The sequence below is a fragment of the Rheinheimera sp. 1928-s genome (assembly GCF_029269265.1).
GTDB lineage: Bacteria > Pseudomonadota > Gammaproteobacteria > Enterobacterales > Alteromonadaceae > Pararheinheimera.
Genome location: NZ_JARIXP010000004.1, coordinates 556,311 through 579,945 on the forward strand (window position 1 = coordinate 556,311; position 23,635 = coordinate 579,945).

The 23,635-nt window shown below is 45.7% G+C and carries 21 protein-coding genes; 11 read left to right on the forward strand and 10 right to left on the reverse strand.

Annotation, left to right across the window (positions count from 1 at the left end):
• Nucleotides 1–7 precede the first annotated feature (7 nt).
• From P3C17_RS12895 to P3C17_RS12905, 3 genes are all read left to right on the forward strand, one after another.
• A complete protein-coding gene (locus P3C17_RS12895; protein ID WP_300929817.1) occupies nucleotides 8–718 on the forward strand; it encodes an ABC transporter ATP-binding protein in 711 nt (236 codons plus the stop codon).
• Nucleotides 715–3,123 (forward strand): ABC transporter permease, encoded by a 2,409-nt coding sequence (locus tag P3C17_RS12900; protein ID WP_300929818.1) that lies wholly within the window; start codon nucleotides 715–717, stop codon nucleotides 3,121–3,123. The genes P3C17_RS12895 and P3C17_RS12900 overlap by 4 nt, the downstream gene beginning before the upstream one ends.
• Nucleotides 3,124–3,527: 404 nt before the next feature.
• On the forward strand, nucleotides 3,528–4,271 hold the full coding sequence (locus P3C17_RS12905) for a hypothetical protein (protein ID WP_300929819.1): 744 nt from the start codon (nucleotides 3,528–3,530) through the stop codon (nucleotides 4,269–4,271).
• A 151-nt stretch (nucleotides 4,272–4,422) separates the two neighbouring features.
• Here the strand turns inward: P3C17_RS12905 and P3C17_RS12910 are convergent, their stop codons facing one another.
• On the reverse strand, nucleotides 4,423–5,124 hold the full coding sequence (locus tag P3C17_RS12910) for a YoaK family protein (protein ID WP_300929820.1): 702 nt from the start codon (nucleotides 5,122–5,124) through the stop codon (nucleotides 4,423–4,425).
• Between the two features lie 193 nt (nucleotides 5,125–5,317).
• Nucleotides 5,318–7,174 (reverse strand): amidohydrolase, encoded by a 1,857-nt coding sequence (locus P3C17_RS12915; protein WP_300929821.1) that lies wholly within the window; start codon nucleotides 7,172–7,174, stop codon nucleotides 5,318–5,320.
• 371 nt (nucleotides 7,175–7,545) lie between these two features.
• Here P3C17_RS12915 and P3C17_RS12920 point away from each other — a divergent pair, with 371 nt between their 5' ends.
• The 3 genes from P3C17_RS12920 to P3C17_RS12930 all read left to right on the forward strand — a co-directional run bounded on the left by P3C17_RS12920 (nucleotide 7,546) and on the right by P3C17_RS12930 (nucleotide 9,138).
• Entirely contained in the window at nucleotides 7,546–8,232 is a 687-nt protein-coding gene (locus P3C17_RS12920) for a hydrolase (protein WP_300929822.1), read from the forward strand.
• 143 nt (nucleotides 8,233–8,375) lie between these two features.
• The gene (locus P3C17_RS12925) at nucleotides 8,376–8,660 is read left to right on the forward strand and encodes a XapX domain-containing protein (RefSeq protein WP_300929823.1); all 285 of its coding nucleotides are present in this window, start codon (nucleotides 8,376–8,378) and stop codon (nucleotides 8,658–8,660) included.
• 97 nt (nucleotides 8,661–8,757) lie between these two features.
• Complete coding sequence (locus tag P3C17_RS12930; RefSeq protein WP_300929824.1) at nucleotides 8,758–9,138, forward strand: response regulator; 381 nt, start codon at nucleotides 8,758–8,760, stop codon at nucleotides 9,136–9,138.
• Nucleotides 9,139–9,276: 138 nt separating this feature from the next.
• Here P3C17_RS12930 and P3C17_RS12935 read toward each other — a convergent pair whose 3' ends face one another.
• Nucleotides 9,277–10,149, reverse strand: a complete 873-nt coding sequence (locus P3C17_RS12935; RefSeq protein ID WP_300929825.1) for an AraC family transcriptional regulator — start codon at nucleotides 10,147–10,149, stop codon at nucleotides 9,277–9,279.
• A gap of 154 nt (nucleotides 10,150–10,303) precedes the next feature.
• Nucleotides 10,304–11,209, reverse strand: a complete 906-nt coding sequence (locus P3C17_RS12940) for an AraC family transcriptional regulator (protein WP_300929826.1) — start codon at nucleotides 11,207–11,209, stop codon at nucleotides 10,304–10,306.
• A gap of 406 nt (nucleotides 11,210–11,615) precedes the next feature.
• On the opposite strand from P3C17_RS12940, the gene P3C17_RS12945 reads away from it, so the two are divergent.
• The 3 genes from P3C17_RS12945 to P3C17_RS12955 are packed head-to-tail and all read left to right on the forward strand — an operon-like array spanning nucleotide 11,616 to nucleotide 14,129.
• Nucleotides 11,616–11,798 carry a hypothetical protein gene (locus tag P3C17_RS12945; RefSeq protein WP_300929827.1) on the forward strand — a complete coding sequence of 61 codons (183 nt, stop codon included), beginning with the start codon at nucleotides 11,616–11,618 and terminating at the stop codon, nucleotides 11,796–11,798.
• Entirely contained in the window at nucleotides 11,788–13,482 is a 1,695-nt protein-coding gene (locus tag P3C17_RS12950; protein WP_300929828.1) for an ATP-binding protein, read from the forward strand. Before P3C17_RS12945 ends, P3C17_RS12950 begins: the two co-directional genes overlap by 11 nt.
• A gap of 26 nt (nucleotides 13,483–13,508) precedes the next feature.
• Nucleotides 13,509–14,129, forward strand: coding sequence for a response regulator (locus tag P3C17_RS12955; protein WP_300929829.1), 621 nt, complete (start codon nucleotides 13,509–13,511; stop codon nucleotides 14,127–14,129).
• A 12-nt stretch (nucleotides 14,130–14,141) separates the two neighbouring features.
• Here the strand turns inward: P3C17_RS12955 and P3C17_RS12960 are convergent, their stop codons facing one another.
• Nucleotides 14,142–14,729, reverse strand: a complete 588-nt coding sequence (locus tag P3C17_RS12960) for a TMEM175 family protein (RefSeq protein ID WP_300929830.1) — start codon at nucleotides 14,727–14,729, stop codon at nucleotides 14,142–14,144.
• A gap of 243 nt (nucleotides 14,730–14,972) precedes the next feature.
• Nucleotides 14,973–15,743 carry an AraC family transcriptional regulator gene (locus P3C17_RS12965; protein ID WP_300929831.1) on the reverse strand — a complete coding sequence of 257 codons (771 nt, stop codon included), beginning with the start codon at nucleotides 15,741–15,743 and terminating at the stop codon, nucleotides 14,973–14,975.
• A 702-nt stretch (nucleotides 15,744–16,445) separates the two neighbouring features.
• On the opposite strand from P3C17_RS12965, the gene P3C17_RS12970 reads away from it, so the two are divergent.
• Nucleotides 16,446–17,939 (forward strand): hypothetical protein, encoded by a 1,494-nt coding sequence (locus P3C17_RS12970; RefSeq protein ID WP_300929832.1) that lies wholly within the window; start codon nucleotides 16,446–16,448, stop codon nucleotides 17,937–17,939.
• Nucleotides 17,940–18,266: 327 nt separating this feature from the next.
• Complete coding sequence (locus P3C17_RS12975; RefSeq protein ID WP_300929833.1) at nucleotides 18,267–19,022, forward strand: MipA/OmpV family protein; 756 nt, start codon at nucleotides 18,267–18,269, stop codon at nucleotides 19,020–19,022.
• Nucleotides 19,023–19,279: 257 nt separating this feature from the next.
• On the opposite strand, the gene P3C17_RS12980 is transcribed toward P3C17_RS12975, so the two are convergent.
• The 4 genes from P3C17_RS12980 to P3C17_RS12995 form a co-directional block, all read right to left on the reverse strand.
• The gene (locus P3C17_RS12980) at nucleotides 19,280–20,161 is read right to left on the reverse strand and encodes a LysR family transcriptional regulator (RefSeq protein ID WP_300929834.1); all 882 of its coding nucleotides are present in this window, start codon (nucleotides 20,159–20,161) and stop codon (nucleotides 19,280–19,282) included.
• Nucleotides 20,162–20,228: 67 nt separating this feature from the next.
• Nucleotides 20,229–22,019: a monovalent cation:proton antiporter-2 (CPA2) family protein gene (locus P3C17_RS12985; protein ID WP_300929835.1), complete on the reverse strand. Its 1,791-nt coding sequence runs from the start codon at nucleotides 22,017–22,019 to the stop codon at nucleotides 20,229–20,231.
• Between the two features lie 180 nt (nucleotides 22,020–22,199).
• Complete coding sequence (locus tag P3C17_RS12990; RefSeq protein ID WP_300929836.1) at nucleotides 22,200–22,832, reverse strand: FMN-dependent NADH-azoreductase; 633 nt, start codon at nucleotides 22,830–22,832, stop codon at nucleotides 22,200–22,202.
• A complete protein-coding gene (locus P3C17_RS12995) occupies nucleotides 22,829–23,551 on the reverse strand; it encodes a nuclear transport factor 2 family protein (RefSeq protein WP_300929837.1) in 723 nt (240 codons plus the stop codon). Before P3C17_RS12995 ends, P3C17_RS12990 begins: the two co-directional genes overlap by 4 nt.
• Nucleotides 23,552–23,635 lie beyond the last annotated feature (84 nt).

Consider the following 23,635-nt stretch of genomic DNA (forward strand, 5'->3'; position numbering starts at 1 on the left):
AGTGGCGATGAAAACTGATGTATTAAAAGTAAAACAACTCAAAAAGGCATTTCAGTCGGGTCAGCAACAGCAAGCCGTACTTAATGGTGTAAGTTTTAGTGTGCATGAAGGCGAATATGTGGCCATTTGCGGCCCTTCCGGTTGTGGTAAATCGACTTTGCTCAATATTCTGGGGCTGCTGGATACCCCTGATAGCGGCGAATATTACATTGATGATTTGTTAGTATCTGATATGAATGCTGAGCAGCGGGCGCAAATGCGTAGTCGCCGTATTGGTTTTGTATTTCAGGCCTTTAATCTGATTGACGAATATACAGTACTGGATAACGTGGCATTGCCACTAAAGTACCGCGGCGACAGCGTCAAGCAACGCCAGGCCAGGGCGCTGGAATGTTTAGAAAAAGTCGGCTTAGCCGATAAAGCAATGCTCTTTCCTAATCAGTTATCTGGTGGTCAACAGCAGCGGGTGTCGATCGCCCGCGCCCTCGCAGCCAATTCTGGCATCATGTTGGTGGATGAGCCCACAGGGAACCTCGATTCGAAAAATGGCGACGCAGTGATGGCGTTGCTGTCTGATTTACACCAACAAGGGACCACCATCATTTTGGTGACCCACGACCCGCGTTACGCCGATATGGCACACCGGCAAATCAATTTGCTGGACGGTCAGGTTGTTAGCAGCACCTCTACTGTGAAAACTCTGGAGCAAGAGGCATGAGCTGGAGCATGATCTGGCGTGGCTTTCGGCAAGCCCGGCAATATTATTTAACTGTGGTATTAAGTCTGGTATTGACCCTGACCTTGCTATTTAGTGTGCTGAGTCTGGTCAATATTACCTTTTTTGCCCCGCTGCCGTATAAAAACGATCAAGAGCTTTATCACATAGGTGCTGAGCTGAATTATCAAGGCGCGGTAAACCAATCCAGCAATGTGCAAACCCTGTTTGATTTGCAGCAAAAAAGCCAGCTTATTGAGCATATGGCTGTGTATTTTAGCTTTCAAACCGAATATAAACTGTTGGATCAACCGACACGGCCAAAAGTATCAGTGCTGTTTGGAGCACATGATATTTTTGATGTGATGGGGGTAGAACCCTTGTTAGGCCGGCTGTTTAACGAACAAGAGCTGGTAGGTAACAAGCAACCCTCTGTGGTGTTAAGTCAGTCCGTTTGGCAGGAACATTATCAGGGCCGTTCAGACATAGTGGGTCAAACGATTCAGCTGAATCAACGTCAGTTTACTGTGATCGGCGTATTAAAACAGGTATTGGAAATACCAAATTTAAATGATGCACATGAAGCGATTTGGCTTCCGCTGGATATGGATGAACTTATAGATATTCGCACCTTTAGCGGCTATTCCTCCACTTTTGCTGCTTTGGGTCGGCTAAAGCCAGGAGTAAGCCTGCAAGACGCTGATGCCGAGGCCTATCAGCTCGTCAAACAGTCTTATGTCGAGCGTTACCCTGAAATGCAAACTATGTTTGAGTACTATGGCAAGGTTGTACCGTTACGACAGCAAATTCAAGGGGACTCCGGCCCTTTGGTGCTGATGCTTTTGGCAGGGGTTTCCTTACTCACTCTGATAGCCTTGGTCAATTTATCCAGCATGCAGCTGGCACGGGCGGTAAAACGTTTGCAACCCCTGGCGGTGTGTTACGCTTTTGGTGCCAGCAAAAAACAAATGTTTTATCAGGTGTTCCGCCATAATATTGCTTTACTAGCGGGTTCCGGCCTACTGGCGCTGCTGCTGACATGGCTTGGTTTTGGTGTAATTGCCTCAGTTGCGGCCGAACAGCTACCTCGCATCAGTGCGTTACGGATAGATGGCCTGATGTTACTCCTGACCGCCCTGGTGCTACTGATTATTGCGTTGTTATTTAGTTGGATTGAACTCAGTGGTGTGCGCGAGCAGCAGTTGATGGCCAGCCTACAGAGCAGCGGTAAAGGTGCAGGCAAACAATTACGGCAGGGTGTAGCACATAGCTTAATTGGGGTACAGTTATTGTTGTCCTTGTTGGTGTTGCTGGCCACCGCCCATGTGTTTGTCGCGGCCTGGACAGAAGCAAACCGGCCAACCGGCATAGATAGTACCAATCTGTGGTCAGTCACCATTAATTACAGCAGTTTAGATAACCCCGAGCAGCAGCAAAACAACCACCAGATCTTGTTGCAGAACCTTGCAGCTATGCCCGGAGTACAACAAGTGACCGCTGTATCTGAACCTCGCGCTGTAAAAACACGCAATCAGGGCGGGGTAAGTAATGCCCAGGGGGATCTTATTACTTCAGCCCGGCTCATTGCTGTATTGCCCGGTTATTTTGGGTTTTATGGGCTGGAGTTGACTGGACAGGACTTTAGCGCAGAACAGGTTGATTTAGAGCATTATCCGGTGATCATCAATCAGCGCTTTGCTGATCGCATTGCCCGCTTAAGTGGTAGTCCAGCTCTGGGGCAAACAGTATCACTCAATAGTGACAGCACCCAGAGGCCGATTATCGGCATAGTGGCCAATACCAACTTCCCCGGCAACCCAGGCTTTGAAGTAGATGAAGTGTTTTACCCCCGCAAAAATATCGAGCGGCGCGACTACAGTTATTTATTAAAACTCAGCGCTGACAGCTCGCTGAGTGATACTGCGTTGTTAGATATGTTGCGTGCACAAGACCCACGCTTGGATCTGTCAGAACTCACCACTGTACAAGCAGCTTTCGATTACTTTACGCTGCCAAATCGGCTGGCAGCGGCGTTAGCCGCAACGCTGGCTTTGATGAGCTTACTTACAGTACTGGCAGGTATTGCAGGCATAGTCAGTTATTTGGTGCAGGCTCGGCGCTATCAGCTCGGCGTAGAAATGGCGATGGGTGCCAGCTTAAAGCAATTGCTGAAAGATAATTTGAGCAAGCTGGCGCAACCTATTGTCGCTGCATTATTGCTGGGCTTTTGCTGCTTTTTCTTTATTGCTGCCGTTAGCCGTACTCAGCCGGAACTGATGTTTCAAGCGAACTGGGGCCTTGTAGCTGGCGTACTGGGAATACTGACTTTTGCCGCCCTACTCTGCAGCTTTATTCCACTGCGTCAGGTATTGCTGACTGATCCGGTGAAAGCCTTACGCAACGAGTAATATATGGCCTGTAAATATACGGGCCTATACATATGAATTGACCGGGGAATCCGTTCACCGAGTTAGATTTGACTGAAGAACTGAAAGAGATGGATAGTCGAGCCTTAGCGACCTATGGAGATGATGTTCCACTACTACCTGCTGTAACTATAGCTGTCGCTGAGCCCCCCTTTTTTTAAACTACATTTAAGATTTATCCGTGTAGATTGCCTAATTTGTTGACCACTACAAATAAGGATAATTTGAATAGCAAATAATTAATCTTCGCTAAGGATCTTTAAGTGTCACTATGTAATTGTTCACTATAAATCAGGTTCCATTATTGAACGACGCGCAAATTCCTGGATATTGTCATTTACTAAAAATGGGTTCCGAATTACTCAGATGAATATATTTCAGCTGCAATGCAGCCTAATCAGATAGACCCTCAATCAAAAGGTCGTTTAATAAAAATGTATAACCATTTAAAAAACTTTATTACTTCGTTGATACTAATTCTTCCATTTATTGCGTTTGCAGCCTACGCAGACAGCAGAGTCTATGCCGTCATAGACCTCCCGCCCTATGGTTGTGAGCCATCAAGTGAAGTTCACTGTATCAACACTAAGATCAGCCAAATAATTGCTGATGCAATCGACGAAGGTAATAGTACTATCCAGGCTTTCCCATACCCTCGGGCTGTGCATATGTTTGAGAGTGGAAAATCGACGATACTTGTCGCGTTAATGAATAAACGACTCATGAAACAAGCCCATGTATTTGATTTATATTCTGTCATTTTTTATGTAGTCGCTATGGAAAGAACTGTACCATCAAAAAGCAGCGCCGCTATAGCACTCCTCAACGGAGCCGATGCTCACAAAGAGATAGCAAGTTCTATTGATGCAACAACAGTGGAAGTAAACAACTATCAGCAGATTATAATGATGTTAAAGGCACACAGATTAGACTATGCAATCATTCCACGTATTGTTTATGAATCGGAGGTAAAGGGTGCTTTAGATAATGTCAAAATTGTATCTGAACATCGCTTGCCAGTTCTGTTGTATGTAAACAAGAAGGAGTCACAGTATCTCGGAAAGATCAGAGACGCCGTATCACAGTTATCAATACAGACTTCAGAACAATATCAATACCTTTTTCCTTAGAAGCTATGCCTAACTCTTTTGTATCCAATCTGAACTGCACTCTCTTGAGCATGTGACGACACTAAGCATCCTCAGGTGGCGTATGATAAGCATTTGGAAAAGCAAGCATTTATTGTAGATACCCAGTGCTGCGCTGCAACTAGTTAACACCTCAGGTTTGTGTCACTTCAAGGTCGCAATAATGTTCCTGGCGTAACAGCCATATCAGAATGCCAATAGGCACCAATAAAGCCCAAAACCCCAAAGTTACATAACTAAAGCCAGCCACGATAGCACCTGTAGCAAATGCAGCTATAGTCCATAAAGATTTAGACATTCTTACTTTAGTGGCTGTATCACCTTTTCCTAACATCAGCTCCATCGCATCCAGCACTATTTGCGTAACATTACCTGTCATCATCGATGTTGGTGCCAGATGAGGCAGCAACAAACGAGTGTAAGCACTGTGTGCGCCCATCGCAGCTGCCCCAAACATGCCGCAAATGATAGCTCCAGTGGTTTGCTCATTACCAATAGGAGAGGCCAACAAACCTGTCACCATAAACGCCACGAGCAGAACCAGCTGCAGTAAAACGGTCATTTGGATTTGTAAACTTTGCTGGTGTTTACTGTCGAGCCAAATAGTTAAGATGCGAATAGCAGCTATGCCCACAATAAAAGCCGGAAATGCTAAAAACTTAATCAGCACTGCGGAGTTCGACTCACTGACTAAGTTAGCACCTATCAGTATAAAGTTACCTGTCACCAGGGCAGTCATCAAACCAAATAAAGCAACAAAACCCAGGGTGTTCACATAGCCAGCCAGAAAACCTAAGCTAATGGCCTGAAACCTATGTTTAGATTCGATACTCATAATGTGGATCCTTTTTAGTAGCTGGGGAGACATAAAACATTCAGCCCCAGCCAAAGCTATGCAGCCAAAACTAAGGCCGGCAAACCGTCTTTATTGGAGTCAAGCAGCCCCATACAGCGTCGCTGACTAACAGCCCCCGTATCAGGCTGTTGTAAAAGACTCGGGGTTAGTTTCATTTGTTCAGCTCCTGTCTTTAGAAAGCAAAACAGCTGCAACCTAACACCCCCCAAAACGAATTATGGTCCGATACCGGTAGATCAGAGCGACGCGCGACATCATGCGAATGACCATGTACACCGCAAGAGCCAGAGCACTGATGCGGTAAATTATTCAGCTGCGGATGAACTCTGGCATGACCAGGATACATAGCCACAGGTGACCATTCAGGAAGAACCGGTATAGGCGCAGGCCCATGGTCTGAGAAATCGTCAACAGCATAAACTACCTGACCATCCACCACAGTCATCACAGACTCAATACCTTTGATTTCCTCTTCAGGGACAGTAAAAAAGTCTGAACTCAGTACGGCTAAATCCGCAAGCTGCCCTGCTTTGATCCGGCCTTTTTTCTCAGCTTCGCCGGAAAACCAGGCGCTGCCCGCAGTCCAGAGTTCTAATGCGGTATCGCGGGGTAAGCAATCTTTGTCCAGATATAAAGGCATACCACCTACGGTTTTACCTGATACTAACCAATACAAAGCTGTCCATGGGTTGTGACTTGCAACACGAGTGGCATCTGTGCCGCCCCCTACAGGCACGCCCATTTCTAACATTCGGGCCACTGGCGGTGTATTTTGTGCCGCCTGTTGGCCGTAACGGCGGACAAAATATTCGCCCTGAAAGGCCATACGGTGCTGAATAGCAATGCCGCCGCCTAAAGCCCGCACCCGTTCGATATTTTTTTCAGTGATGGTTTCTGCATGATCAAATAACCAGCGTAGGCCGTTAAATGGCGTGTCTTTATTCACTTTTTCAAACACATTCAGCATACGGTGAATGGATTCGTTGTAGGTTGCGTGCAAGCGGAAGGGCCAACGGTTTTCCACCAGATGCCGTACTACTTGTTCCAACTGCTGCTCCATGTCGTCGGCTAAATCAGGTCTGGGTTCGACAAAGTCTTCAAAATCGGCAGCGGAAAACACCAGCATCTCACCAGCACCATTATGGCGGTAAAAATCGTCTCCTTGACCCGGAGTGATCATTTGGGTCCACTTCTGGAAGTCTTCCAGCTCCGCGCCTTTATTTTGAGTAAAAAGGTTATAGGCAATTCGCACTGTGAGTTGATTTGCTTTGGCCAGTCGTTCGACGACCTGATAATCATCAGGGTAGTTCTGGAAACCACCTCCAGCATCGATAACGCTAGTGACCCCCAAACGATTGAGCTCCCGCATAAACTGCCGCGTTGAATTGACCTGATGAGAAAGAGGCAAAGTTGGCCCCTTTGCAAGAGTCGCATAAAGGATCATCGCATTAGGACGGGCTATTAGCATACCGGTCGGATTGCCTTTGGCATCCCGCTGAATTTCGCCACCTGGAGGGTTAGGAGTATCTTTGGTGTAACCCACAGCTTTTAAAGCAGCCCGGTTTAACAAAGCTCTGTCGTACAAATGTAATAAAAACACCGGCGTATCAGGAGCTGCTTTGTTAATTTCATCTAAGCTGGGCATACGCTTTTCAGCAAACTGAAACTCTGTCCAACCACCCACTACCCGAACCCACTGCGGATGAGGTGTACGGTCGGCCTGAATTCTGAGCATCGCCAGAGCATCCACAACAGAAGACACTCCTTCCCAGCGTAGTTCCAGGTTGTAGTTTAAACCGCCTCGGATCAAGTGGAGATGGGAATCATTTAAACCCGGAATTACAGTATGGTTCTTGAGATCGATAACCTGACTTTGTTCAGTCTGATGACGCAGCACTTCTGCTGTAGCGCCCACTTCAACAAACTTGCCGTCGCGGATTAATACGGCGCTGGCGACTGGTTGTTCTTTATCCATCGTATGAAAACGACCATTAATCAGGATCAAATCATTGCTTGAAGATTTATCCATTGGTATGACTCCTCTGTAAATAGCATGCCCACTAAGTGCTAGTAAGGCTTCGGGGCGGTAAAAACTTTTTCAGTGATTAAAGTTTGGGAAAAATCCAGCATCCCGTCTAGCTATACAAACAGATAATGGTGAAAGACCAAATGCACTTCTAGTATATGTGGAGCTCTGACGATTTATTCAGACTACCAGGGTAACGAGTCGGTTGTGATGAAAATTGTATCTACTCCGCTTTGCTACCTGACTCTCACTGAGTGAGCATAGCTTATTGAAGTTTTTCGTTGCTGAAGTTGTGCTCACAGAACCAGGCTTATTAATCAAGTCAACACAGTTTTGTAATGATCTTGTGACTGACCAAAGAAGGAATTAAGTAAATGGCAAACCCTAAACTTGAAGTACTGACTCCACATAACAGTCAACTGATTTTTATCGACCACCAGCCACAAATGGCCTTTGGTGTGCAGTCGATGGACAGACAAACCATGAAAAACAATACGGTAGGTCTGGCTAAAGCGGCCAAGATTTTTAACATTCCCACCACCATCACTACAGTAGAAACTCAGGGTTTTTCCGGGTACACCTATCCTGAGTTATTGGATGTATTCCCAGGTAAGCCAATACTGGAACGCACCTCAATGAACTCATGGGATGACCAGAAAGTTCGCGATGCTTTAGCCAAAAACGGCAAAAAGAAAGTCGTAGTGGCTGGTTTATGGACTGAAGTTTGTAACACCACTTTTGCACTATGCGCCATGCTCGAAGGCGACTACGAAATTTATATGGTGGCTGATGCCTCAGGCGGCACGACTAAAGAAGCGCACGATTACGCAATGCAGCGTATGGTTCAAGCCGGTGTTGTGCCTATGACCTGGCAGCAAGTACTGCTGGAATGGCAACGCGATTGGGCACACAAAGATACTTACGAGGCAGTGACCACTTTGGTGAAAGAGCATTCAGGTGCTTACGGTATGGGCGTTGATTACGCCTACACCATGGTGCATAAAGCACCACAACGCACAACAGGAACTCATGAAACGCTAGCTCCTGTCGCTGCTAAATAAGCTTGCTGTGGGACTGACAGCTGATCTTTGCTGCACCAAAGCTTAGCTGTCAGTCTATTGAGCACAGCGCCCTATTCGGGTTAGCTGGTGGATAAAGCGTGCTGACCCGAACCTTTCAGGCTGTTCTGCCAGTGGAGTTTTGTATGAAATTATATTTGTTGTCGCTTGGTGCCGGTTTGCTGGTCGGTATTATTTATGCACTGATGCAAGTGCGCTCGCCAGCACCGCCAGCCATTGCTTTGTTAGGTTTGCTTGGCATGCTGATTGGCGAACAAATTGTACCTTTAGTGAAACAATTAGTCGCAGGTCAGCCTGTGACTATGCTATGGTTTAAAACAGAGTGTGTTCCTAAAATTACCGGTACGCCAGTCACTTTAGTCTCGAAAGCTAAAACAGAAAAAGATACTAATACTAAAGACGATGTCTAACACCTGATGTGTTTATTCAGTGCTGAATAATTGCAATAACCGACCCAAGGCTGCGGACTCTCAATGATCTTTACTTGCTAAGCAGTACAGGAATCGTATGCAGGAACTTGATGGTTCAGGAACTCTGATTGCAATTGTCGATGATGATTTGTCTGTCCGCGCTGGGCTAGATAACTTATTGAGTTCAGTTGGTTATAAAACATTATTATTTGAATCAGCTGAAGCCGTATTGCAAAGCGATTTACTCAGCAGTATCCATTTTATGGTGCTTGATGTGAAACTCAAAGGCATCAATAGTATTGAGTTGTTTGAACAGCTGCGTGCTGTAGAAGTGAATATTCCTACAGTCTTTATCTCAGGGAATGCAGATCTGAACACTCAGTTACGAATAGCCCGTGCCGGGGCTTTACTATTTTTAACAAAACCGGTGGATGTAGAACTTTTACTGAGAACCATAGGCGATACACTAAAGCTCTGAACTTTTGAGCATACCTAAGTTAGTGATATGTCATATTAAGAAGCCTGGGGAATGGTTAAACTGGATTGAAGTGGGTTCAGGTATCCTCCGTTGTGATCAGAGGTCCTCTTGGGTGGTGAGCAAAGACAACGCCAGGTGCTAAACTCGAACCGCCCGACGATAATCGGAGGGGCTCATGTGCAGATATTTAAAGAACACCCGAGATAACACCTGGCTGGACGAGTAGCCAATTTTCAAAGCTACTTCAGTGATTGAAAGGTCAGTTAAGGCGAGAAGCTCACAGGCTTTCTCCATCCGTAATTGCGTCAGATAAACGCGTGGTGGTACACCAAAGCTATGCTTGAACATGCGGGCGAAATGGTAAGGCGACAACTGCGCTTCTGCTGCCAACTCATCCAGGCAAATGTCTTCCGACAAGCGCGCGTGCATTAATTCCTTACATCGCCTGGTTACCCACGGCGCCAATCCACCTTTTACCGGTATTAATGGCGCCCCACTCAACCGACACAGCTCGGCCAATATCTCACAACCTGCGGCTCGCGCAAGCAAACGAGACGGCGCGCCTTCTTCTTCCGATAATGCCCAAAGATTCCTTAAAGTTAATTGGATGGCCAGCGAATGAAATGCGCCTCGGTAAAGCCGTAAATAGTCTACTGAGCTACCGCCAGCTTCATCAAGTATTTTCTGCCAGTGAATCACAGGGAAAGATAAACTACGTAATTTATGATCGGCGCTCGCGATAACAGTGTTGTCAAAATTCGGTGCAGCGAGATAGAGCGCGCCCTTATCACTCAACTGTTTGAAAGGACCTCCTCCTGCATTGCCCTGGACATAGCCGCCACCCAACTGGTCCTGATACAAAACAAGTTCGGGTATCGCGGGGCGAGACATATCCCCCGCCGGCCTTGCTACTTCAATAAGATCCAGAATACCGCCAGGGGCTTTTCGCGCGCGCACGTAGTTCGCTTGTTGGCCTTCGCAGTACCATTTGGTGAAAGAAAGTTCCTCCATGGGTTTGGCTCCTGAAAAATATCCATAGCATTCTCTTAAATCTAGACTCTCTACCAACAATTCGCCTGATCAGTGCAAATCAAAAGCTTCAATCTGACGCTTTTTTCTTGAAGAGTAACAATAAGTTTATCCAAGGATAAAACAAAAAACTGCTTTAAATTCTAATGTAAGACGTTACTGGGACAGCCCGACGATAATCGGAGGGGCTCATGTGCTGATATTTAAAGAACACCCGAGACAGCACCTGGCTGGACGAGTAGCCAATTTTCAACGCTATTTCAGTGATTGAAAGGTCAGTAAAGGCGAGAAGTTCGCAGGCTTTCTCCATCCGTAATTGCGTCAGATAGACCCTTGGTGGCACGCCAACGCTTTGTTTGAACATGCGTGCGAAATGATAAAGAGACAGCTGCGCCTCCGCCGCCAACTCGTCCAGGCTGATGTCCTCAGAAAGCCGTGCTCGCATCAATTCCTGACAACGCAGCACTATCCTGGGAGCAAGGCCACCCTTTGCTGGTTCGAACATTGCCCCACTCAATCGACACAATTCGGCAAGGATCTCGCAGCCAGCGGCCCGTGCCAGCAGGCGTGACGGCGCGCCCTCATCTTCACAAATAGCCCACAGGTTCCTGAGCAGAGTGCGAATGGCTGGTGAATCAAACACTCGCCCGTAGATACAGAAGCTCTCAAACGAAATCCGGCCATCTGCTGCTTCATCGAGCACACTTTTCCATTGCGCCATAGGAAACGCCAGGCTGCGAAGCTGATGGTTAGCATCATTCATGACAGTAGCGGCGAAGTTTGGTGCAGCAAGAACAAGGTCGCCTTTCTTACTCGTCACATCAAAGCGCCCCCCTCCGAGGTCGCCTCTAACACGACCACCACCCTGCAAGTCTTGAAACAAGACAATATCCGTTACAGCAGGGCGAGACATATCTCCAGCTGGTCTCGCCACTTCAAGCAGATCAAGGATCCCGCCGGGAGATTTTCTTGCGCGCACATAGGAAGCATGCTTGCCTTCGCTGTGCCATTGGGTGAATGACAAATCTTTAGGTTTGATCATTGCTGTGCACTCTTTAAAACAGCTATCGCAACAGTTAAGTAAAACTTCTCTGCGAGCCATGCGCGCCACTTAAGCGCTCATTGAGGGATGAGTAACTCTTTAAATATAACTGATAAGCCTGTAAAAACGAATTTCCCTTTTATGTACACTGGCAATCATTCAGCAAGATCTGCCACCAGCAGCAATTACCGCAACGCAGCATTCTTCAGCTCCCGCTATACTCAGTCTACACTAGCATCGTAAAAGATAGCTTTTCCTTTCGCTCTCTTACTTGGGCTAAAAATGCAGCTGCTAAAACGCATAGTTCGGATTGAACGTATTTTTCACAAAGTTCTTAGAGCATTTGGTTTTATCTATACAAGCCTTTTAAACCCGGGCCACAACAAAGGCGGGAAGGAGAAAAAACTTGGATAACTCCAAAGGCAAGCACGCAATCATCATCACCTGTTTTTCCTACATTGGAGCCGCAGCAACAAGCTTGCAACAGACCATAGGGTGCTATCAAAACTGGTCAGCAGAATACAATATCCGACAATTTGAGGGGTTGTGCTTTGCTACAGGCATTGCATTGTTATCCGATGAAGCATAAAAAATTACAAATTTCTGACGATAGCAATAGTCAGCAACTATCTATTCTGCTCAACACATCCAAAGCTATCTCCAAAGCAGTAGATTATGAAACTTTATCAGAAGCGTTGTTGACCATTATTATTGAACAGGCTGGCGCGCAGCGGGTATTACTGCTCCACTCACAAGGCGAAAGCCTGATATTGGAAGCCAAAGCAAAAACTACATCTGAAGGCGTCATTTTTGAGTCCGTGCATTGTGAAGCTAAGTGGGACGATTTGCCTAAATCCTTAGTAAATAATGCGATTCAGACACAAAAACTGCTGTATACGAATGTCGGTCAGCAAAACTCACCTTATGATATCGACCCTTATTTTCAACGTTTCTCCGGTTTCACAGCTCTTTGTGTGCCAGCAACTAAACAAAATAAGTTAGTTGCTATTTTTTATATTGAGCTAAGTGAAAATGATGATCGGCTCAAAGATGAGTACCTCAATACACTGACCATTCTTACAGCTCTCGCGGCTGCGGCTATAACAGCTGCCCGTTTACAGACTGACATCAATGAAATGAACCAGCAGCGCCAGAAGTTAGAAAAAGCATTGCACCTGGCCGATGCATCATTGGCTATAGGTGAGCAAATCAGTAGAACCGGCAGCTGGCGCTGGGAACTGAATAAAAACACCCTAGTATGCTCGGAAGAGTTTTGTCATATCTTTGACTTAGACCCTTCGCATCGTACTATTTCATTTGCTGATTTTGCCGCTTGTATTCATCCGGACGACAAAAAAGTTGCGTTAGACCGGATTAATTACGCAGTACAAATGGAAACGGCCATTAATGTGGAATATCGTATTCTTAAAGCCGATGGTAGTGTTTTGTATTTGACGGGGCAAGGCTGCCCAGTCTTTGACAGCAACAAACTCGTTGATTATGTTGGCATAGTAAATGACGTCACTGCAAGGCGGACTGCTGAAAATGCGTTACGTGCGGCACAGGACGATTTGGTCAGGATGTGCCGGATTACCACCATAGGTCAATTAGCCTCGTCTATTGCTCATGAAATTAATCAGCCTCTCATGTCTATTGCCACAAATGCCGGAGCCGGCTTGCGATGGCTGCATCGCTCTGTGCCTGACTTACAGCAGGTCAGTGCCAGTTTGCAGGCTATAGCATCCGAAGGACAAAGAGCAGGACAAATTGTACAAAGCCTTCGGACTTTAACTAAAAATACCAGAGCATCGCTAAATGTGTTGGATATACATGATGTGCTGAAAGGTATTCTGGCCATAGCACGCCGCGAAATTGAGCGACGTAATGTAGTATTAGTTATGCAGCTGAATGCACAATCGTCATATATTCGGGGTGACATAGTGCAGTTGCAGCAGGTCATGTTGAATCTGCTAATGAATGCCATAGAGGCGATGAGTGAAGTCAGTAGCAGACAAAGAGTGTTAACCATCTCCACTTTTACAAAAGACGAGCAGGTTATTTTTATCGAGGTCGAAGACACTGGGCCTGGTATTAGTGATGAGATAAAAGACCGTTTATTTGAAGCCTTCTTTACAACTAAGAAAGACGGTATGGGAATGGGGTTGGCAATTTGCCATTCAATAGTAGATATGCATGGAGGCAAGTTATCTGCATTAGCGCGTCAGCCTGTTGGCAGCGTGTTTTCATTTTTTATCCCTTTAGCCAAAGACTAAATCTAAACACTTAAACGGAGGAAAAAATGAATGGCTTGGTGATGGTAGTGGAAGATGAAGATCTGGTGCGAGCTGCGCTAGTGAGGCTGCTGCAGTCAGCTGATTATCAAGTACGTGATTTTGCATCGGGTACAGATTTTTTGAGCAGCACAATTCCAGAAAGTCCGGTTTGTTTGCTGCTGGATATGCAAATGCCAGACACTACGGGTATGGACATTATTGAACAACTGGCCAGCATAGAAGCCAGAATTCCCGTGATTTTTATTACAGGACATGGCTCTATCCCTCTGAGTGTGCGGGCGATGAAGTCAGGTGCCAGAGAGTTTTTAACCAAACCTGTTTGCCCTGATGCGTTATTGGCTGCAGTGGAGGAAGCTTTGATATCGGATCAGACCAATCTGCAACATCGTATTGAGCAGTGTGAGCTGACTACTCGCTATAACTCACTAACGCCTCGGGAACAGCAAGTACTGGAGTTTATAATCAGTGGTTTATTAATCAAACAAATTGCGGCTGAACTAGCTGTCAGTGAAATTACCATTAAAGTACATAAAAAACAGATTATGAACAAAATGCGCACCAAATCTATTACCGATCTGGTACGTATTACCGAGCGTTTGCATATCTCCCAAGCAAGAAGCCGCTAGGATATCGCTTATTTAACTTTTAACGTCATGTTCCAGACTACGCTCTATACGCTGATCCGGGGTCAACCAAAGTATGGCAATGCCAATGTAAAGCGCTAAAGCCAAGCACTGAGAAACAAAGGACAGCAGAACACCTAACAGATAACACAGCATAGATAAGCGACCTTTCCAATCCTTTCCTACCGCGTATTTCAACCTCGATTGCTCGCCTTGCGAAACAATAATTCTACGTTCCAGTATCCAATAAGCTAAAGAGGCCATTAGCAAGACAAAGCCATACAAAGCGACCGGCTGAGCTGAGAAGCGACTTTCCCCCATCCATGCGGTCGTAAATGGGATCAGAGATAACCAGAACAGCAGATGCAAATTAGCCCAGAGGATAGACCCTGTCACTTTGTCGCAGACGTAGAGCATATGGTGATGATTATTCCAATATATGCCTAAATAGATAAAACTCATCACATAACTAAAAATCACTGGTAGTAAGGGGAATAAGGCTTCCAAACTGTGCCCTGTCGGGATGTGCATTTCAAGCACCATTATAGTGATAATAATGGCCAAAACCCCGTCAAACAATGCCTCTAATCTATTCTTTCCCATAAGAGTGTTTCCCTTCTAACTCCTGATGTCATATCCCGGAGAATCAGATTACCGTTACCGCAAGTCTACTAAAGCTGACAGTGAAGTGAACCTATACATAGGCATAAGTTATCTGTGATCTTTCCCCGAGATCAACACAGATCCTTCGATGATATTTCCAGTTACTTGAATTGCAACAAGTCAACATCAGTGTTAAGCATCTACCAATAAGAGAGCAAAGATGGGCACAAACGGCAGCAAAAGCTAAAAACAATAGGGCACACGAACAGCCCGGCGATAATCAGACGGACTCATATGCTGATGTTTAAAAAATACCCTGGCAAGTACCTGACTAGACGAGTAGCCAGTCTTTAACGCTATATCCATGATTGGAAGATCAGTTAATGCAAGAAGCTCACAGGCTTTCTCCACCCGTAATTGCGTCAGGTAGACGAGTGGTGATACGCCCACACTTTGCTTGAACATGCGGGCAAAATGATAAGATGAAAGTTGTGCCTCCGCAGCCAACTCGTCCAGGCTGATGTCTTCAGATAGCCGCTCGCGCATCAACTCCTGACAACGTCGAATAGCCCAGGGTGCAAGGCCCCCCTTTGCTGAATAGAATGCTGTTCCACTCAAACGACAGAGCTCAGCCAGTATCTCGCAACCTGCGGCTCGGGCCATTAGACGCGACGGAGTACCTTCTTCGTCAGACAATGCCCACAATTTCCGCAGCGTAGACTGGATAGCTGACGAGTTAAATGAACCTCTGTAAAGCCGTAAGTCTTCCCACGATATCTTACCGTCAGATGCTTCATCGAGCACTCCCTGCCATTGCGTTACAGGAAACGACAAACAGCGAAGTTGATGACTGATATCAACCGTAATCGTATTGGCAAAGTTCGGCGCAGAAAGATAGAGACTGTTCTTTTCGCTTGTCACATCGAAACGCCCCCCGCCAGAACTACCGCTCACACGGCTGCCACCAAGCATGTCCTGAGTCAAAACGAGATCTGGCAAGGCCGGACGAGACATCTCGCAACCTGGTCGCATGACTTCAAGCAAGTCCAGGATACCTCCCGGAGATTTTTTTGTGCTCACATAAGATGCTTCTTTGCTCTCAGAATACCAGTGGGCAAAAGATGGGGGATAAGATGCAGAAATTGTTGTGTCTCCTTTGAAATAGCGACTGCCTCCGTTCGATAATCCTTTTGAATAAAATCATGCGCCATATTATCGTTGGTCCAATTCTAATTATAGGAATTGTAATAGTTAGACACCAACAAAAAAGCATTCAGAGTAACAATTCTTTACCTTAAAAAGTGTAGTAACTTAATTTTTAAATCACTTTAACAGCTAGTGACATATAGGATGTTCGATTCACAGCACCACAATAGCGAGCACTCCGTCAAACATGGCTTCCAGTCTGTTTTACCCATACATCACACCTATATCTGCCATGGATAAATCTCAAAAATTCAGCCTGAAAAACCTGATTGCTAAGGCTTTCCCTTTACTTCAACAGAGCATCAAATGGACCTATACACAGGCATAATATTTCCACTATTTGATTGATGTTATTCTGCTTATACTCAATGTAGTTCTCGATGATTTCTTTTTGCCAATTGATCTGATTGCAAAAATCACACTGAGTTACCTTCCATAGGAGATCGATAGCTAGGAGCAGCTATTTAGTACCGACGACTTTTTCATAATTAGCTCATGAGGCTTATCAAGATGAAATCAATTTATTTACTATTCGTACTTCTATCCACTTTTGGTATCCATGCTTGTACGCCACAAAAACCCTTTATGGATTATGTGCTTAACTGGGACGGAGACACCTCTATACTGGAGGTCGAACTGACGTATTCTGCATCCCAAAAGGACAGTACTGTATTTGTATTCGGAGACCCTAGTTTTGGTGGACAGAATGATATATTTAAAGTCATCAAAAATATTCGTGTTGCCCCACCTGAAGTGGTCAAGATTGACTATGCGACCAGACAAATCACCATACATCACAATGGGGCTGAAGAACGCAAGATCCGCTATGAAATAGACGGTTCGTTTAACAAGAATCAGCCAACGCTAGCATCTCAAACGGAACTGTTCAGGCCAGTTATCACCAAAGGATTATTAACCTTGGTAAATAAGCAATTTACCTTAAAAATAACCGATGAAAGTAATCCATTGGTATCCTTCATATGGCGTGATCATCCCGAAAACTTTAACTATTTTAATTCCGTTGTTCCATCTCAAAGAGACCCATTGAAAAAGATTTCAGCCTATTACAACCAAGTTTCCGAAATGGTTTACTTTGTCATGGGAGATAATATCGATGTTAGGGAATATGATGTTATGGACGTTCCCTATTACAGTGTGACTACGAAAGAGGACAAGTATGGGAATGATTTGCAGGGGAGTCTAAGCCCTTTTTTCGAAAGCTATTTCCCAAGCATCCATAGGTTTTGGAACGATACTGATTTTCCGTTCTATTTTTTAGCCGCATCGGCACTTCAAAATAATCAAAAGGAAATAGGAGCAGGTGGCTTTGGGATGAAAAACGGCTTTGTAATGAAGCTGGGAAGAACATTTGGTGCCTGGGAAAAGTATGTAACAGCACACGAAACTGCCCATACCTGGATAGGGATCAAAATGATGTTGGGTAAGGGAAGTTTTGATCATCAATGGTTTGGTGAAGGGTTTAACGACTACACCACCCTCATTAATTTGGCAAACAGCAAAATTTATGAGCAAGAGGATTTTCTGCATTACCTGAACGACGAGACCCTAAAAAAGCATTACGAGAGTAACGTTAAAGGGGCACACAATGATTCCATTGCCGCAAACTATTGGACGGACTACGCCAATTATGGAAAGCTCCCCTACCGACGGGGTCTGATCTATGCTTTTTTTCTGGACAACCAAATCAGGTTGGCCTCAAATGGAAAATTCACCCTTAGGAATATGTTGCTTGACCTTTACCAGTATAGAAAGGCAAAAAATAAGGATGAGGCTTTAACTGTTGATGATTTTATTAGCGTAGGCGCTACTTATATAGACAAAGAAGAGCTATCACAACAAGTACAACGTTTTATGATAGAAGGGCTCCCTATTGATTTTAACAATGTAAAGCTTATAGACGCATTCAATATCGAAATAAACGGTGGCATACCACAGCTAAACTTGAGTGAGGGAGCAGACCTGGCAAGAATATATCAATGGTAATTGATAATATGAATTGTACTAAATAACTTATATGTACATCACATGGCGTCAACCTTTTTACTTCAGATAAGTGACAACTGACATGAATGAGTGTGATGACCAAGGGATAGTGCCGGTCTAATTACCGAGCGACTTTGTCGTAATGAGACTATAAGATTTTCTGTGTAACTGACTGTTCATCAGTTACGTACCTATAGCAAAAACACTGCCAACCGATAGCCCAAGGCTTATAGTTATACAGTTAGTTACAGCCATTAAGTGAGCAGCATAGTATGTTGTTATATATGACAATTATTCACTTTAAGACTAACTAAATAAGGTTCTCGGATGTTCGTTTGTCGTTATTTTTCAGCTGCAGTGTTAGCTGTAGCTGCGTTATGTAGTGCTAAAGTAGCAGCACAGCAAGCCGCTCATCAGGGCTTTTTGTACGGTGTAGGTATAGGAGTAAATCAAGAGATATATAACGACTTCAGTAGCCGCACCATACCTTTACCAATACTGGGTTATCAGGGTGAAAGATTATCCGTTTATGGCCCTTTTATCAGTTATAAGCTGTTGGAGCTGGAAAATATTAGCTTCAGCGCTAAGCTCGCGCCACGGTTCGCTGGCTTTGATGGATCTGACAGTCCTGTGTTTACCAACATGGCTGAACGCAAAGACTCACTGGATGGCGGTTTGGGTGTGCAACTACGTCAGCGAGGCTGGCTACTTGAAGCCGATACAGTCTTTGATCTATTGGGTAACTCAAATGGCAGTGAATCGAAACTGACGGTAAGTTACAGTTACCTTGCCACAGTGGTAATCATTGAACCTAAGCTTAGTGTCAGTTATTTCGACACTAAGTTAGTGAACTATTACTACGGCGTGCGCCCTGAAGAAGTAACAGCACAACGCCCTGCATACAAAGCTGACGGTTCTGTTAATTACAACGCAGGTTTTTCGCTTAGTACACCATTGTTTTTCGACGGCATGACCAAGCTGGGGCTAGAGCACCATTGGTATGGTAACAGCGTCAGTAATAGCCCTCTTACTGATCGAAATCGCGGCTGGTCAGCTTCTTTATACTGGTTTACATTGTTCTGAGTGAATTGCTGCCCGTTGCTACCATCTTAGCCGTATGGCCCCAAAGTATGCTGAGGTTATAGGGACTTTTGCTGCTAAAGCCGATTTACAGACGCAGTAATATCAGCTCTTTGCACAAGCATAGTGAGGTATCTGTGATTATGATTGCGGTCATTCATTCCACATAGGGCTCGACCACCAACTTCCGATAGCTTGCACACTTTTTAGTGTGCAAGCTATCGGAAGAAAAGCAACTTACATGAGGGTAAAACTTCGCTTTAAATGTTGTTCATGGTGAGGTATCGAAGGTGTCCAATGAATGTCCGGATAACTGGTCCAAGTTTATCTGTATCATTGTAGTTAAGGTAATACATCATACTTCTTAGCCCACCTCTGGATAACGGAAGAGCACTCAATTGCCCGGAATCAATATAGGGTTTAACTAAATGCCCCGGTAGCCATGCAAAACCAAGACCTTTTAATAGCAGATCAATAGAGGTGCCTATATGACTTACAGTCCATCTCTGCTCTGAACCAATCCCCACTGGCTCCCTACTTTTCCTCAATCCAGAATCCCGCAACACAATCTGCCGGTAGCATTTAAGATCATCCAGACTCAACTCTTTACCACATTGATTAAGTGGATGGGTTTGGGCTGCAACTGCGATAAATTCAACATTACAGATATCCTCACAAAGATGATGTATAAAAGGTGACACAGCAATCTCGGCCTTCCCCATAGAGAGTAATTCATCTGCGCCAGATAGCACTGTCTCCATCAACTCTATCCGGGTAAGGGGATATTCCTCTGACACCGCTGCTAATGCCTCGTATAACGCAGCTCTGGGGAACCCGTAATCAATAGCTATATTAATTATGGATTCAACACCCGTTTGGTAGTTTAACGCCACATTCTCCATTCTCTCTGCTTCAGAAAGTAACAGATTAATACTCTGCAACAACTGCTCTCCAGCCGGAGTTAAACTCGTTTTACGATTTTCAACACAGACTAATCGCACACCCAGAGAGTCTTCCATTTTATACACTGCATTGTGAATGCTTGACTGACTTTTAAAAACAACCTCAGCGGCCTGGTGAAATCCACCATGCTCAGCAACAGCTTTAAACATTCGCCATTGCTGTACTGTTGAACGTACCATATTGACCTCTTAAAACTTATTCCGTCTTGAAACAATACAAGTAACCTTAAAAAGTAAGCTGATACTCCTACTCTTTACTCTGGGGTTGCGGTTTATAGAATGGGCTTGGTTCAGGGATAATTACATTGCTGCGGACCAAGGTGCGCCCATTGTCCTGACCACCAACCAGTTCCAGCTTCAACCGTTCTTCGTCCCGGAAACGCACATCGCTAAGTGCATTCTTTGCCTCTTCACTGTCAAAGCCTAAACCAGTTAACACCGCCTGACTGAACATCAGCGCAGACTCAAAAGTTTCCCGGATCTGGAACTCCACCCCCGCTTTGATTAGCCGCAGCGAATGGCCACGGTCGAATGAGCGAACATAAAGTTTAGCCATAGGAAACGCCGATTGGCACAACTTAACAATATGGTCCGCAGCCTCATGTTTATCAACGCAAACCAATATCGCTTCGGCTGCTTCTGCGCCTGATGCGTGCAGTACATCGAGGCGTGTACCGTCGCCATAATGAACCTTAAAGCCAAATTTAGCAGCGGTTCGGATCATGTCTACGTCGGTCTCAATCACTGAGAGCTCAACTCGCTGCGCGAGCAACGCCTGGCTGACAACCTGCGCAAATCTGCCAAAACCAACACAGAGAACTTTTCCACGCAGGCCATCTGCTTCATCAATTCCATGAAGATCAGTCATCAACGAACCTTGGCGCACTTGCGCTTGAACAAGCAGAACTATGGGTGTAAGCGCCATAGAAATAATCACTATAGCGCTCATGATAGCTGACGCACGTTCATCGAATATGCCCACGGCCGTAGCGGCAGCATAAAGGACAAAAGCAAATTCACCACCTTGCGCAAAAAGCGCAGCCCTGTGCAAAGCCTGATCATGTGTAGAACTTGTCAAACGTGCAATGCCATAAATACTGATGGCCTTAACGACCATAAAAGCGAATACGCCGACCAGTACAATGCCCCACTCATCAGCAACGATTTGAAGGTTTAGCGACATGCCCACACTAAGGAAAAATAACCCGAGCAAAATGCCACGAAACGGCTCAATATCCGCTTCCAGCTGATGCCGGAAGTTAGATTCAGCAAGAAGTACACCTGCGATGAAAGCCCCCATCGCCATTGACAAGCCAATACTGTGCATGAACACCGCTGACCCCAAGACTACCAACAAAGCGGCAGCGGAAAGCACTTCTCGTGCACCAGCTCGTGCGATGATTCTGAAAAACGGGTCGAGTAACCAGTGACCCGCCACCAGCAGTGTGGTCAAACCGGCGACTGCTATTGCCGCAGCTTGCCATATCGGCGCAGCGTTAGCGTCTGGCGGGCTGGCTAACGAGCCCCAAAGAGCCACAAGTGCAAGCAAAGGCACAATAGCCAGATCCTCGAACAACAGGATTGAGACTGCTCGCTGCCCTTCAGGCGATGATGTCTCGCCCTGCTCTTGCAACAGTTGCATGATGACAGCGGTAGACGAAAGCACAAATCCCATTGCCCCAACCGCGGCAACAGGAAATGATACGCCAGCCGCCATCGCGACCAGAGTTAGCAAGATACCGCATGTGACTACTTGTGCTGTACCCAGTCCAAATATCTGCCGCCGCAACGCCCACAGCTTTGAGGGATGCATCTCCAATCCGATGATGAAGAGAAACATAACAACACCTAGCTCAGCGGTATGAAGAAGTGTTTCAGGGCTGTCAATCAATTGAAAACCAAAGGGGCCTACTGCTAATCCCGCGGCGAGATAGCCGAGAACAGAACCCAGACCTAGCCGCCTGAATAGGGGGACAGCAACAATTGCTGCCCCCAATAAGACAACCACTTGAACTAAACTGAAACCGGAAGCATCCATCACCAACCCCTCTTATCAAATGATGTAAACGGAGCAGGTCCAAACTGCGACAGGAGCAGCACTGCATTATCTGCTTTGGCTGATTTCCGGTTGCAAGCTTTCAAGCTGCCATGAAGCTTCCAGGCTCGTTGCCCAATAATCATTTTGCCTCTCTTACTTAACCATTATTGCGGCGACTGTTTAGACGTCAAATGCATTCATGAAGCCGGGTCTGATGGTTTCGGCAAGCCGGGACTTAGCAGTCGTTATTGCCATTTCGCGTGCTTCAGGTCCGTACCCTATCTTTTCGGCATGAATAAAGGTGACATCGGAAATACCGATAAAACCTAATAGCGTCTTGAGATAAGGTTCCTGAAAGTCCATCGACATTGTCGGCCCCTCTGAGTACAACCCGCCCCGTGATTCGATAACAATTGCACCTATGCCTGTGAGCAGTCCCTGTACCGATCCGTCTTTGTAGGCAAAAGTAACCCTTGGGCGCAATACATGATCAAACCAGGCACGAAGCGACGTCGGTATACTGAAGTTGTACATAGGAGCGCCTATTACGACGACAGAAGCCGCCTTTAATTCAGCGATCAGCTCATCCGAGAGAGCCTGAGCCGCCAATTCAGCCTGGGTTTCAGGTATCGCCCTGATCCCTGCAACTGTCGCTGATGTCAGATGTGGAATGGGGGCATCCCCAACGTCGCGATAGCTAACCACGGCCTTTGGGTCTATCACCAACAAACGTTGTACAGCCTCATCTACCAAAATTCGTGAAACTGATGTGTCACCTGAAAGGCTGCTGTTTATAACTAAGATTCTGTTCATGAGCGTTGCTCCATTGGATCAAACATTGGAATGCTATTGAGGGCTGATTTTACTGGAGCTTCGTTCTGCAACACATCCCAGTGTTCGGCGAGCTTGCCATTCTCGATTCTGAAAATATCAACGACGATTTGCGGTACCTCAGCCCAGCCACGGATGCGGCCATGAATTGCAACAAGGTCATCTTGTGCAACAATAAGTCCGGGCTCGTAGTAAAGGTGTTTTGGCAGACCAGCGACAAGAGCCTGTAATGCATCTCTGCCTTGAGGGATATCCGGGTTGTGCTGAATGTAATTATTTGCGTACAGCCTTTGCACTGCAGATGCATCATGGCGTTGGAACAGTGATGTCATAGCCTCCAGCACCAGCGCCTTGTTACGCTTAGGACAAGCATCAAATACATCGTCAGCAGGCCTGGTTACAACAACGGTGCCGGTCATGCGCAGGAAGGTGCCATCAGGTAATGTAGCGAACGAATGAACCAAGCCGCTATCGTAGTCTTGAATATTGGTGACAGTGGCCCCCTCTTTCTCCTGCCAGCTTACGGCGAACAGGCTGTTGCCAAGCGGGATAACTTGAATATCAACGGTTTCCGTCCGGGCGAATGGACCTTCCTTGATCTCGAACTTCAATTGTGAAACAGATAATAGTGTTAGGCTAACCTGAAAGTTTGGATAGTTAACATCCATTTTCAATCCGACTGGAAAATTATTTTTTGCCATGCTTGCAGTTCCTTTTTCGGGGATATAAATGGCTAGGTTGCTCAGACTAAAAGCCATTAAACTGATAATGCCCGGGAATAACCT